At 62.5% G+C, this 10,888-nt stretch carries 14 protein-coding genes; 9 read left to right on the top strand and 5 right to left on the bottom strand.

What is annotated here, in order from left to right:
* The 5 genes from AC3IT9_RS19875 to AC3IT9_RS19855 are packed head-to-tail and all read left to right on the top strand — an operon-like array spanning position 1 to position 3,297.
* Positions 1 to 783 carry an SDR family oxidoreductase gene (locus AC3IT9_RS19875; protein ID WP_489270809.1) on the top strand — a complete coding sequence of 261 codons (783 nt, stop codon included), beginning with the start codon at positions 1 to 3 and terminating at the stop codon, positions 781 to 783.
* 2 nt (positions 784 to 785) lie between these two features.
* Positions 786 to 1,244, top strand: a complete 459-nt coding sequence (locus AC3IT9_RS19870) for a MaoC family dehydratase (protein WP_489270808.1) — start codon at positions 786 to 788, stop codon at positions 1,242 to 1,244.
* Between the two features lie 29 nt (positions 1,245 to 1,273).
* A complete protein-coding gene (locus tag AC3IT9_RS19865; protein ID WP_489270807.1) occupies positions 1,274 to 2,476 on the top strand; it encodes an acetyl-CoA C-acyltransferase in 1,203 nt (400 codons plus the stop codon).
* A complete protein-coding gene (locus AC3IT9_RS19860; RefSeq protein WP_489270806.1) occupies positions 2,477 to 2,866 on the top strand; it encodes a steroid Delta-isomerase in 390 nt (129 codons plus the stop codon).
* Positions 2,863 to 3,297: a nuclear transport factor 2 family protein gene (locus tag AC3IT9_RS19855; RefSeq protein WP_489270805.1), complete on the top strand. Its 435-nt coding sequence runs from the start codon at positions 2,863 to 2,865 to the stop codon at positions 3,295 to 3,297. Before AC3IT9_RS19860 ends, AC3IT9_RS19855 begins: the two co-directional genes overlap by 4 nt.
* Positions 3,298 to 3,506: 209 nt before the next feature.
* Here the strand turns inward: AC3IT9_RS19855 and AC3IT9_RS19850 are convergent, their stop codons facing one another.
* Both AC3IT9_RS19850 and AC3IT9_RS19845 read right to left on the bottom strand, forming a co-directional pair.
* Positions 3,507 to 4,001 carry an SRPBCC family protein gene (locus AC3IT9_RS19850; protein ID WP_489270804.1) on the bottom strand — a complete coding sequence of 165 codons (495 nt, stop codon included), beginning with the start codon at positions 3,999 to 4,001 and terminating at the stop codon, positions 3,507 to 3,509.
* 13 nt (positions 4,002 to 4,014) lie between these two features.
* Complete coding sequence (locus tag AC3IT9_RS19845) at positions 4,015 to 4,791, bottom strand: SDR family oxidoreductase (RefSeq protein ID WP_489270803.1); 777 nt, start codon at positions 4,789 to 4,791, stop codon at positions 4,015 to 4,017.
* 157 nt (positions 4,792 to 4,948) lie between these two features.
* Between AC3IT9_RS19845 and AC3IT9_RS19840 the strand changes: the two genes are divergently transcribed.
* From AC3IT9_RS19840 to dmpG, 4 genes are read left to right on the top strand one after another with little or no spacing between them, the layout of a single operon-like run.
* A complete protein-coding gene (locus tag AC3IT9_RS19840; protein ID WP_489270802.1) occupies positions 4,949 to 5,776 on the top strand; it encodes an alpha/beta fold hydrolase in 828 nt (275 codons plus the stop codon).
* Positions 5,773 to 6,564, top strand: a complete 792-nt coding sequence (locus AC3IT9_RS19835; protein WP_056722418.1) for a fumarylacetoacetate hydrolase family protein — start codon at positions 5,773 to 5,775, stop codon at positions 6,562 to 6,564. The genes AC3IT9_RS19840 and AC3IT9_RS19835 overlap by 4 nt, the downstream gene beginning before the upstream one ends.
* Before the next feature lie 18 nt (positions 6,565 to 6,582).
* Positions 6,583 to 7,491: an acetaldehyde dehydrogenase (acetylating) gene (locus AC3IT9_RS19830; RefSeq protein WP_489270801.1), complete on the top strand. Its 909-nt coding sequence runs from the start codon at positions 6,583 to 6,585 to the stop codon at positions 7,489 to 7,491.
* Between the two features lie 13 nt (positions 7,492 to 7,504).
* A complete protein-coding gene (gene dmpG, locus AC3IT9_RS19825; protein ID WP_056722414.1) occupies positions 7,505 to 8,539 on the top strand; it encodes a 4-hydroxy-2-oxovalerate aldolase in 1,035 nt (344 codons plus the stop codon).
* A gap of 62 nt (positions 8,540 to 8,601) precedes the next feature.
* Here dmpG and AC3IT9_RS19820 read toward each other — a convergent pair whose 3' ends face one another.
* The 3 genes from AC3IT9_RS19820 to AC3IT9_RS19810 form a co-directional block, all read right to left on the bottom strand.
* The gene (locus AC3IT9_RS19820) at positions 8,602 to 8,769 is read right to left on the bottom strand and encodes a hypothetical protein (protein WP_185754840.1); all 168 of its coding nucleotides are present in this window, start codon (positions 8,767 to 8,769) and stop codon (positions 8,602 to 8,604) included.
* A gap of 233 nt (positions 8,770 to 9,002) precedes the next feature.
* The gene (gene nudE, locus AC3IT9_RS19815; protein WP_150759523.1) at positions 9,003 to 9,551 is read right to left on the bottom strand and encodes an ADP compounds hydrolase NudE; all 549 of its coding nucleotides are present in this window, start codon (positions 9,549 to 9,551) and stop codon (positions 9,003 to 9,005) included.
* A gap of 87 nt (positions 9,552 to 9,638) precedes the next feature.
* Positions 9,639 to 10,769 (bottom strand): helix-turn-helix transcriptional regulator, encoded by a 1,131-nt coding sequence (locus AC3IT9_RS19810; protein ID WP_353741257.1) that lies wholly within the window; start codon positions 10,767 to 10,769, stop codon positions 9,639 to 9,641.
* Positions 10,770 to 10,888 lie beyond the last annotated feature (119 nt).

Raw genomic sequence — 10,888 nt, 5'->3', positions numbered from 1 at the left:
ATGTCTGTACCTCAATATGTTGAAGGTCGCGGCCTGCTGCGCGGCAAGTCGGTACTGATCACCGCCGCCGCAGGCGCCGGGATCGGTTTTTCCGCCGCCGTGCGCGCTGCCGAAGAAGGCTGCCGCGCGCTGATGATCAGCGATATCCATGAAGGCCGGTTGGCCGAAGCGGTGCTGAAGATTCGTGAAACCACCGGGCTGCAACAGGTGTTCGGCCAGGTCTGCAACGTCGCCGACGAAGCCCAGGTGCAGCAGCTGGTCGCCTGCGCCGAACGTGAACTGCAAGGCGTCGATGTGCTAATCAACAACGCCGGGCTTGGCGGCTCGCGCTTGCTGGTGGACATGGCCGACGAAGAGTGGAATCGGGTCATCGACGTGACGCTCACCGGCACCATGCGCATGACCCGCGCCATGCTGCCGAAAATGATGGAGCGACGTGCCGGAGTGATCGTCAACAACGCCTCGGTGCTGGGTTGGCGCGCGCAGAAAGAACAGGCGCACTACGCCGCCGCCAAGGCTGGCGTGATGGCGCTGACCCGCTGCGCAGCGGTCGAGGCCGCCGACTACGGCATCCGCATCAACGCGGTCAGCCCGAGCATTGCCCTGCACGATTTCCTGCGCAAATCCGCGCCCCAGGCGGTGCTCGATCAACTGGCCGCCAACGAAGCGTTCGGCCGCGCCGCCGAAGTCTGGGAAGTGGCCAACGTGATGATGTTCCTGGCCAGCGACTACAGCTCCTACATGACCGGCGAAGTGTTGTCGGTGTCCAGCCAGAGGGCGTGACCATGCCACGTATTTTCGACACGCCGATGGCCTTGTTCGACGCCGTGGGCCAGGAGCTCGGCGTCAGCGAATGGCTGCTGCTGGATCAGGCCCGAATCAATCTGTTTGCCGACGCCACCGGCGATCACCAGTGGATTCACGTCGATCCGCTCAAGGCCGCCAGCGGCCCGTTTGGCACCTGCATTGCCCATGGTTACCTGAGCCTGTCGCTGGTCAATCTGTTCCTGCCGCAGATCGTCGAAGTCCGTGGCTTGGCCATGGGCGTCAATTACGGCTGTGAGCGGGTGCGCTTCCCCTCGGTGGTGCGCGTCGGCTCCCGGGTGCGCGGCAGTGCGCAACTGATCGCGGTCGAGGAAGTGAAAGGCGGCGTGCAGGCGACCATCCGCGTCAGCGTCGAAATCGACGGCGAGGAACGTCCAGGCGTCGTGGTCGACACCATCAGCCGCTATTACCCGGCCTGACCTTCAACAGCATTTTCGAGGAATCCAGCATGAAAGAAGCCGTCATCGTTTCGACCGCCCGCACTCCGATCGGCAAAGCCTTTCGCGGTGCGTTCAATGACACCGAAGCGCCGCATCTGGGCGGCCACGTGGTGCGCGAAGCCGTGCGTCGTGCCGGCATCGAGCCGGGTGAAGTGGACGACGTGATCATCGGCGCCGCGGCGCAGCAGGGCACGCAGTCCTATAACCTGGGCCGCCTGTGCGCGATTGCCGGCGGCTTGCCAACGTCGGTTGCCGGGATGGCCGTCGAGCGCCAGTGCTCTTCGGGCCTGATGAGTATCGCCATGGCCGCCAAAGGCATCATGTGCGACGAAATCGACATCGCCGTGGCCGGTGGCCTGGAGTCGATTTCCCTGGTGCAGAACAAACATAAGAACCTGTATCGCAATCAATCGGGTTCGGTGATCGAGCTGGACCCGCACGCCTATATCCCGATGATCGAAACCGCCGAGATCGTCTCCGCGCGCTACGGCATCTCCCGCGACGAGCAGGACGAATACAGCTACCAGAGCCAGTTGCGTACCGCACAGGCCCAGAGCGCCGGGCGCTTCGACCGGGAACTGGCGCCGCTGGCCAGCCGCAAGGCACTGTTCGACAAGGCCACCGGCGAAACCCGTTATGAAACCGTCACCTTGCTGCGCGACGAGTGCAACCGCATCGACACCACCCTCCAGAGCCTGAAGGCGCTGGAGCCGGTGTGGCCGGGCGGTCAGTGGAGCGACAAGGGTCGTTTCATCACCGCGGGTAATGCCTCGCAGTTGTCCGACGGTGCGTCGGCCTCGGTGTTGATGAGCGCGAAAATGGCCGAGAAACGTGGCCTGGAACCGCTGGGGATCTATCGCGGCATGGCTGTCGCCGGCTGCAATTCCGACGAGATGGGCATCGGCCCGGTGTACGCCATCCCCAAACTGCTCAAGCGCCACGGCCTGACCATGGACCACATCGGCCTCTGGGAGTTGAACGAAGCGTTCGCCTGTCAGGTGCTGTACTGCCGCGACACCCTGGGTATTCCGGCCGAGCGCCTGAACGTCAACGGCGGGGCAATCTCCATCGGCCATCCGTTCGGCATGTCCGGGGCGCGGATGGTCGGCCACGCGTTGGTCGAAGGCCAGCGTCGCGGTTTGCGCTATGTAGTGGTGAGCATGTGCATCGGTGGCGGCATGGGCGCTGCTGCTCTATTCGAGGTGGTCTGAATGATCAGCGCACAACATATCCAGACGACCATGGCACGTTATGTGGAGCTGGTGGATACCAGCGACATCGAGGGCATCCTCGCACTCTACGCCAAAGACGCCACCGTTGAAGACCCGGTCGGCCAGGCGCCGTTGCAGGGCATCGACGCCATCGCGCGCTTTTACCGTGAAGGACTGGGGGCGATGAAGGTCTCGGCAACCCAGACCGGCCCGGTGCGCGCGACGCTCAACGGTTGCGGCGCGATGCCGTTCCGGGTCGACATGGAGTGGGGCGGGCAACCGTGCTCGCTGCATGTGATCGACGTGATGGAGTTCGATGCCGACGGCAAGATCCGCTCGATGAAAGCCTACTGGAGTGAAGTTAACGTAACTGCGCGAGGTGCAGCATGAATCTGGAGCAGCGAATCGCCCGCCTGGAAGCGCTGGAGGACATCCGCCAGCTCAAGCATCGCTACCTCAACGCCTGCGATCTCAAGCAGGTCGAGGTGATTGCCGACTGCTTTGCCGAAGGTGAAGTGCTGATCGATTACGGGCCGCTGGGGATCTTTCGTGAGCGCGACAGTTTTGTCGCGCTGTACCGCGAACTGGCCTGCCATGAGCGGGTGATCGACCTGCATCACGGCGCCAACCCGGAAATCGAGGTGCTGAACGAGGATCAGGCCCAGGGCCGTTGGGCCCTGTGGTATTTCAACCTGGATGGCGAGAGCGGGGCGACGCGGCAGTTGGGTGGCTTCTATCAGGACCGTTACCAGCGTATCGCCGGGCAATGGAAGATTGTCAGCACCTGCTTCCGCGCTCACTCGGAAGTGGCGCGTTCCTGAGGGCCGCTCACTCCAGAGGTGGCCCAACCCCATCCCCCCTGTGGGAGCGAGCTTGCTCGCGATGGCGGCATGTCAGGCAACATTGATGTTGAATGTGCCGGCCCCTTCGCGAGCAAGCTCGCTCCCACAGTTTTTTTGTGGTGAACCTGCCATTAGCGTACAACCCAATCCCCCCTTGTAGGAGCGAGCCTGCTCGCGAAGGCGGCGTGTCAGGCAACATTGATGTTGGATATGCTGACAGCCATATCCGGATTCTGCGTTCGGCCGGTTTCGTAGTAAGCCTTGAGGTTCTCGGCAATCTGCTGCACGACCTTGTTGAAGGCCTTGGCCAGCAACCTTTCAAACAGCCTGCCGCCGCGCAGGCTGTATCGCATTTGCAGGGTGATGCGAGTCCCATTGCCTTCGGCTTGCAAGGCATAACTGAAACTCGCCTCGCGAAACGGAAAGGGCGAGTCATTGCCACCCTTGTGCAACCGCAGCACGAACCCCGTGCCTTCGCGCCACTGCACCACGCTTTCATCCAGATACTGACCGCCCTTGCGCAACACCCGGCGACTGGCGCCGACACCCTCCGTTGCACCGGGATGAAACTGGCAACCGGTCAGGCCCGGCACATAGTGCGGGGCGAGGCTCAGGTCGCGCAGTTTGGCCCAGGCGGCTTGTGGCGTGAGGTTCAGCAATACACTGTGGCTGGCTACGGGCATGTCGAAAGTCCTCTTATGAATGGGATTGGGCCGCGCCGAGAAACGCCGGGCGTTCACCCGCGCCATGCACTGCGATATCCGCGCCGCTGACGTAACGGGCCAGCTTCGAAGCCAGGTACAGGCAGGTGTCGCCAATGTCCTCCGGGGTCGCCAGGCGTTGCAACGGGATGGTCGCCGCCACCCGGGCAATGCCCGCGTCGTCACCATAATGCATGGCCGCCTGCTCGGTGAGAATCAGCCCGGCAGTCACTGCGTTGACCCGCACCTTCGGCGCCCATTCCACCGCCAGCGAAGTGGTCAGGTTCAGCAGGCCGGCCTTGGCCGCGCCATAAGCGGCGGTGCCGGGGGAAGGGCGGGTGGCACTGACGCTGCAGATGTTGATGATCGCACCGCCCTCGGCCTGGGCTTGCATCACCTGGTTGGCCTGCTGGCAGAGGTTCAGTGGCGCGATCAGGTTCAAACGGATGATTGCCTCGCTGAAACGCGGCGAGGCGGTGGCCGCGTCGGCATTCGGTGAGCCACCGGCGTTGTTGACCAGTACATCGAGGCGGCCGAAGCGCTCGACGATGTGTGCGATCAAACGCCCGGACTGCTCGACATCCCGCAGATCACAGGGCAGGAACAGCGCCTCGCGCCCGGCGCTGGCAGGTAAGGTCTGTGGTGCTTCGCGCCCGCAGATCACCACCTCGGCGCCGCAGTCGAGGAAGCGCTGGCTGATGCCGCGCCCCACACCTTTGCCACCGCCGGTGACCAGTACCACTTTGCCGCGAAAGTCCATCGGATCAAGCATGGGGATTCTCTTTTTGTCGCTCGGGAATGCCGTCGATGCTAGGTCTGCAACCCCGACAGGCCAACGTCCAAAGGGACTAGGTAGTCCTGTCGGACGATGTTGGCGACCCGGCCCCTCGGAATAATCCCGCTACAACAACAGGCCGGGAGGACACCTTATGGGCGCTTCAGCGCAAGGGCACTTCGTTACGCTGCCGGATGGTTTGCAGCTGCACTACAAAGACACCGGCAACGGCGAGCCGGTGATTTTCATCCATGGCAGCGGGCCGGGTGCCAGCGGTCACAGCAACTTCAAGCAGAACTACCCGGTGTTTGCCGAGGCCGGTTACCGGGTGATCGTCCCGGACCTGCCGGGCTACGGCGCTTCGGACAAACCCGACACCCTCTACACCCTGGACTTCTTTGTCGCAGCCCTGAGCGGTCTGCTCGACGCCCTGGACATCCAGCGCTGCGTACTGGTCGGCAACTCCCTGGGCGGCGCGATCGCGATCAAACTGGCCCTCGACCAACCGCAGCGTGTCAGCCGTCTGGTGCTGATGGCGCCCGGTGGCCTGATGGAAAAGGAACAGTATTACCTGCAGATGGAAGGCATCCAGAAAATGGGTGCGGCTTTCGCCAAAGGTGAACTGAACAATGCGGCGGGCATGCGTCGCCTGTTGGCCCTGCAACTGTTCGATGAAAGCCTGATCAGCGACGAAACGGTCAACGAGCGCGTGGCCGTGGTGCAACAGCAACCGGTGTGCGTGCTGTCGACCATGCAGGTGCCGAACATGACGTCGCGCCTGGGCGAGTTGCAGTGCCCGATCCTCGGTTTCTGGGGCATGAACGACAAGTTCTGCCCGTCTTCCGGTGCCCAGACCATGCTTGAACACTGCAGCAAAATCCGTTTCGTGATGCTCAGCGAGTGCGGGCATTGGGTCCAGGTCGAGCACCGTGACTTTTTCAATAGCCAGTGCCTGGCGTTTCTTCAGGAGGCCCGCGGATGAGCGTGCAATTGCGCCGTGAGTTCGGCGAAGAGCTTTATCAGGCGCTGCTCAGCGGCTCCACCCTGGCGCCGCTGACCGAGCGTTGGCCGTCGATCAGCATCGAAGACGCCTATCACATTTCCCTGTATGCCATTGAGCGTCGGGTGGCGGCCGGTGACCAGATCGTCGGCAAAAAAATCGGCGTGACCTCGGCGGCGGTCCAGCAGATGCTCAACGTGCATCAGCCGGATTTCGGCTTCATCACGCGGCAGATGTCGTTCGATGACGATGCACGAATTTCCCTGTCCGCCAACAAGCTGATCCAGCCCCGGGCCGAGGGCGAGATCGCCTTCAAGCTCAAGCATGATCTGGTCGGCCCCGGCATCACCGAAGCCGACGTGCTGGCCGCCACCGAATACGTGATGCCGTGCTTCGAGATCGTCGACTCGCGGATTCACGACTGGCGCATCCGCATCCAGGACACGGTCGCAGACAACGCCTCCTGCGGCGTATTCGTGCTGGGCGACAGCAAGGTCGACCCCCGCGAGCTGGACCTGCCCAACTTGCGTATGCGCGTGTTCAAGAACGGTGAACCCCTGAGCGAAGGCCTGGGCTCGGCGGTGCAGGGCAATCCGCTGACCGCCGTGGCCTGGCTGGCCAACACCCTCGGTGCCTTCGGCATTCCGTTCAAGGCCGGGGAAATCATTCTGTCCGGCTCTCTGGTGCCGCTGGAACCGGCCCGTGCCGGCGACCGTTTTGAACTGACCATTGATGGCCTGGGCAGTGCCCGGGTGTCTTTCTGCGCCTGACTTTTGGAGTTTGACCCAATGAGCAAAAAACTCAGAGCGGCCATTATCGGCCCGGGCAACATCGGCACCGATCTGCTGATGAAAATGTGCCGATCGCAATGGATCGAGCCGGTGTGGATGGTCGGCGTCGACCCTGAATCCGAAGGCCTGAAACGTGCCCGGGAAATGGGCATCAAAACCACCGCCGGTGGTGTCGACGGCTTGCTGCCCCACGTGCTCGACGATGATATTCGCATCGCCTTCGACGCCACCTCGGCTTACGTGCACGCGGAAAACAGCCGCAAGCTCAACGAGCTCGGCGTGATCATGATCGACCTCACGCCGGCGGCCATCGGCCCGTTCTGCGTGCCCCCGGTCAACCTCAAGGAGCACGCGTCGAGCCTGGCGATGAACGTCAACATGGTCACCTGCGGCGGCCAGGCGACCATCCCGATGGTGGCGGCGGTGTCGCGGGTGCAACCGGTGAGCTACGGCGAAATCGTCGCCACGGTGTCCTCCGGTTCGGTAGGCCCGGGCACGCGGCAGAACATCGACGAATTCACCCGCACCACCGCCGGCGCAGTGGAGAAGATCGGCGGCGCCCGTCGCGGCAAGGCGATCATCGTGATCAACCCGGCCGAGCCGCCGTTGATGATGCGCGACACCATCCACTGCCTGACCGATGACGAGCCGATCCAGGATGCGATCCGCACCTCGGTACTGGAGATGGTCCGCGAAGTTCAGCGTTATGTGCCGGGCTACAAGCTGATCAACGGGCCGGTGTTCGACGGACGCAAAGTGTCGATTTTCATCGAGGTCGAAGGCCTCGGCGATTTCCTGCCCAAGTCCGCCGGCAACCTCGACATCATGACCGCCGCCGGATTGCGCACCGCCGAGATGTTCGCCGAAGAAGCCCACAAGGGCACCCTGCAACTGCCTGCCCGTTGAGTGGAGAATCCCGATGAATTTGCAAGGTAAGAGCGTCCGTCTGCACGACATGAGCCTGCGCGACGGCATGCACGCCAAACAGCACCAGATCAGTATCGAACAAATGGTCTCGGTGGCCACCGGCCTCGATGCGGCCGGTGTGCCGCTGATCGAAATCACCCACGGCGATGGCCTGGGCGGTGCTTCGCTGAACTACGGTTTCCCGGCCCACAGCGACGAGGAGTATTTCTCCGCGGTGATTCCGCAGATGAAACAGGCCAAGGTCTCGGCCCTGTTATTGCCGGGGATCGGTACCCTCGACCATCTGAAGATGGCTCATGAACACGGCGTGTCGACCATTCGTGTGGCGACCCACTGCACCGAAGCGGACGTGTCCGGCCAGCACATCGGCATGTCAGCGAAGATGGGCCTGGACACCGTCGGCTTCCTGATGATGGCGCACATGGTCAGCCCGGAGAAGCTGCTGGAGCAGGCGCGCCTGATGGAAAGCTACGGCGCCAATTGCATCTACTGCACCGACTCGGCCGGCTACATGCTGCCCGATGAAGTGACGCAAAAGATCGGGGCCCTGCGTGCCGGCCTGAACGCCGGGACCGAAGTCGGTTTCCACGGCCACCACAACATGGGCATGGCCATCGCCAACTCCCTGGCCGCCATCGAGGCCGGTGCTGCGCGCATCGACGGTTCGGTTGCAGGTCTTGGCGCCGGGGCGGGCAATACACCGCTGGAAGTGTTTGTCGCGGTGCTGGAGCGCATGGGCGTCAACAGTGGCGTGGATCTGTACAAGATCATGGACGTGGCCGAAGACCTCGTGGTGCCGATGATGGACCAGCCGATCCGCCTCGACCGCGATGCCCTGACTTTGGGTTATGCCGGGGTCTACAGCTCGTTCCTGCTGTTCGCCAAGCGGGCTGAGCAGAAGTACGGTATTGCTGCTCGCGAGCTGCTGGTGGAGCTGGGCCGACGCGGCACGGTGGGTGGTCAGGAAGACATGATTGAAGACCTGGCGCTGACTTTGTCGCGGGCCAGGGGTGTACTGCCTACCTGAGTTTTACGGCAACGAAAAAACCACCGAACCGGTGGTTTTTTTATGGCCGGTGGAAACCGTGCTCAAGGCAGCAGATTGCGCACCACGGGCGGATAGCAATTGATCGCCGTGCTCGAACAGCTGAAGTAGGCCGTGGTCGGTCGGTAGGCTTCGTTCTTGAACAGCTGGCACAGACTGGTGGAAGCACCCGCACAGAGGATGATGAATAGAGCACAAGTAGTTTTGCGCATGATGAGTCTCGACACGGTTTTATTGTTGTAGAGACAGGTTATGGCGGCGATTCGCGAATGGCTTCGTCCGAATGGACTACTCGGTGAATTAGAACCTGCGCAAAACCTGTGGGAGCGAGCTTGCTCGCGATGACGGAGTGTCAGGCGATACAGATGTTGGATGTCCCGGCCTCATCGCGAGCAAGCTCGCTCCCACAGTGATTTGGGTGGTCCACAGGTTTTTTGGGGGGATGTCAGCCGCGTCGGGCAAGGGCGCCCATGGCCATGAACAGCGCCGCAATCGCCCGGGCTTCGTGCAGTTCGCCACGGGCCACCAGTTCGGGGATCTGCGCCAGAGGTACGCGCAGACATTCCAGGGGTTCGGGTTCGTCGCCTTGCAGTTGGCAGGGGCTCAGTTGTTCGGCCAGTACCACCCGGTAGCGATGGCACAAATGCCCCGGTGCCAGCGTCAGCTCGCCCAGTTCGGTGAGGCGGGCGGCGCGCATTCCGACTTCTTCGCTCAGCTCGCGCTGCGCCGCCTGCAAATAGTCTTCATCGGGCTCGGCGCCACCCTTGGGCAGGCCAAGAATGGTTTTCTCCACTCCGACCGCGTATTCGCGCACCAGCAGCACATGCTCTGGATCGGGCATCGCCACCAGCATCACCGAGCGATAACCGGTGCCGCGCAGGCGTTCGTAGACCCGCTGCTGGCCGTTGCTGAATTGCAGGTGCAGGGCTTCGATCTGAAAGTGGCCGCTTTGCGCCAGCAGTTCAGTCTTGAGGATGGTTGGGCAGTTGCGCATGGGGCAGTCCCCTGTTTGGGATAAAGACACTGTGCGCTGTACAACGGGAGCCGCCATCGTCCGAGCGGACGAGGGCGGCAATGAGGGTTAGCCGAGTGTCGCCACGCTGCGCAGGATCAGGCGCACCAGCATGGTCTGGCGGGTCACGCCGGTCTTGGAGAAGGTCGAGCGCAGGTGTGCCCGGGAGGTGTTGCGGCTGATGCCCAGCTCTTCCGACGCTTCGTCGAGGGTCAAGCCGTTGGCCAGCAACATCGCCAGCTGGGTTTCCGCCGGGGTGAAGTCGAACAGTGCGCGGACGATATCCTGGGGTGCGGTGGACTGCTGCTCGGGGTCGCTGATGAAAATCACCACCGTGGGGCACTGTTTGCCTTCGCTCCAATCGCTCAGCGGCACTGAGCGCACGATGATCCCCAGATCCGCTTTGCCGGACGGCCGCTGTACGCGCAGAGCCTCGACCACTGACGGGTTGCCGCTCTTTTGCGACAGCAGCGACTGCTTGACCAGTCGGCGGAACTCCTGGGTGTCCCGGGCCGTACCGACCTGCAGGCCATCGTTGACCAGTTTGATGCCGTCCTTTTCCTGGATCAGCCGGTCGGCGACCTGGTTGGTCTGCAGGACCTTGCCGGACTCGTCGAGGATGATCGTGCCGACCGCCATCTGGTTCACCGCGCCGGCGTACAGATTGCGCTCGGCTTCGATGCGGTTGAGTTGCATGTGGATCTTGATCGAACGTTCCAGGTGCGCAATGAAATGCGTGAGCATGGCCTTTTCTTCATTGCCGAAAGGCTTGTCGTCACGTCCGCGACTGATACGAATGCGGCACTGGGCGCCGTCGACGGTGTTGATGTCGGCACCGAGGATGTGGAACACGTCCACCGGTTCAAGGAAGTTCTTGTAGAACTCGGAATTCTGCCAGTCGTCATTGGAGACGAACTCGGCGAGGGTCACGACCTGGCGGTTGGGCAGGTCGACGAACGGGTCGAGGCTGAAAAAATGTGTGTTGTACGACGCGGTCGCCTCGGTCGAGGTGCCGGTGGTGTTGACCATCAGGCCGTCCACGTGGGCGCTGGGCGGACGCAGGATGAAGGTCACGTACTTGCTGTTCAGATGCACATTGAGCTGATTGAGAAAAGTCGCCCAGGGAATGGTTTCCAGCGGCCCCTGATAGAGGTTGCCGATCAAATCACTGAACGTATCGAGGCTGAGGCTCTGCTGCATGGGGAAAAACCGTTTTTATTATTAGCGTTGGCGGTGGCCGAGAATAAGCGCCGGTATCGACTCCTTGCAACGCTCGGGCTCAGGGCCTGACAGGCGGCTGCCGATCAGGCCCGGGGCGG

This window comes from Pseudomonas sp. KH_046_1 (assembly GCF_057839025.1).
The sequence above is the reverse complement of the archived record's forward strand: the minus strand, read 5'-3'. Positions and strand labels throughout refer to the sequence as shown.

Bases quoted from the DNA above. Each gene is read 5' to 3' on its own strand.
- nudE (WP_150759523.1), bottom strand. From the start codon at position 9,551: ATGCGCAACTGCCCAACCATCCTCAAGACTGAACTGCTGGCGCAAAGC.
- AC3IT9_RS19820 (WP_185754840.1), bottom strand. From the start codon at position 8,769: ATGCGCAAAACTACTTGTGCTCTATTCATCATCCTCTGTGCGGGTGCT.
- AC3IT9_RS19830 (WP_489270801.1), top strand. From the start codon at position 6,583: ATGAGCAAAAAACTCAGAGCGGCCATTATCGGCCCGGGCAACATCGGC.
- AC3IT9_RS19845 (WP_489270803.1), bottom strand. From the start codon at position 4,791: ATGCTTGATCCGATGGACTTTCGCGGCAAAGTGGTACTGGTCACCGGC.
- AC3IT9_RS19835 (WP_056722418.1), top strand. From the start codon at position 5,773: ATGAGCGTGCAATTGCGCCGTGAGTTCGGCGAAGAGCTTTATCAGGCG.
- AC3IT9_RS19840 (WP_489270802.1), top strand. From the start codon at position 4,949: ATGGGCGCTTCAGCGCAAGGGCACTTCGTTACGCTGCCGGATGGTTTG.
- AC3IT9_RS19870 (WP_489270808.1), top strand. From the start codon at position 786: ATGCCACGTATTTTCGACACGCCGATGGCCTTGTTCGACGCCGTGGGC.
- AC3IT9_RS19860 (WP_489270806.1), top strand. From the start codon at position 2,477: ATGATCAGCGCACAACATATCCAGACGACCATGGCACGTTATGTGGAG.
- dmpG (WP_056722414.1), top strand. From the start codon at position 7,505: ATGAATTTGCAAGGTAAGAGCGTCCGTCTGCACGACATGAGCCTGCGC.
- AC3IT9_RS19810 (WP_353741257.1), bottom strand. From the start codon at position 10,769: ATGCAGCAGAGCCTCAGCCTCGATACGTTCAGTGATTTGATCGGCAAC.
- AC3IT9_RS19855 (WP_489270805.1), top strand. From the start codon at position 2,863: ATGAATCTGGAGCAGCGAATCGCCCGCCTGGAAGCGCTGGAGGACATC.
- AC3IT9_RS19875 (WP_489270809.1), top strand. From the start codon at position 1: ATGTCTGTACCTCAATATGTTGAAGGTCGCGGCCTGCTGCGCGGCAAG.
- AC3IT9_RS19850 (WP_489270804.1), bottom strand. From the start codon at position 4,001: ATGCCCGTAGCCAGCCACAGTGTATTGCTGAACCTCACGCCACAAGCC.
- AC3IT9_RS19865 (WP_489270807.1), top strand. From the start codon at position 1,274: ATGAAAGAAGCCGTCATCGTTTCGACCGCCCGCACTCCGATCGGCAAA.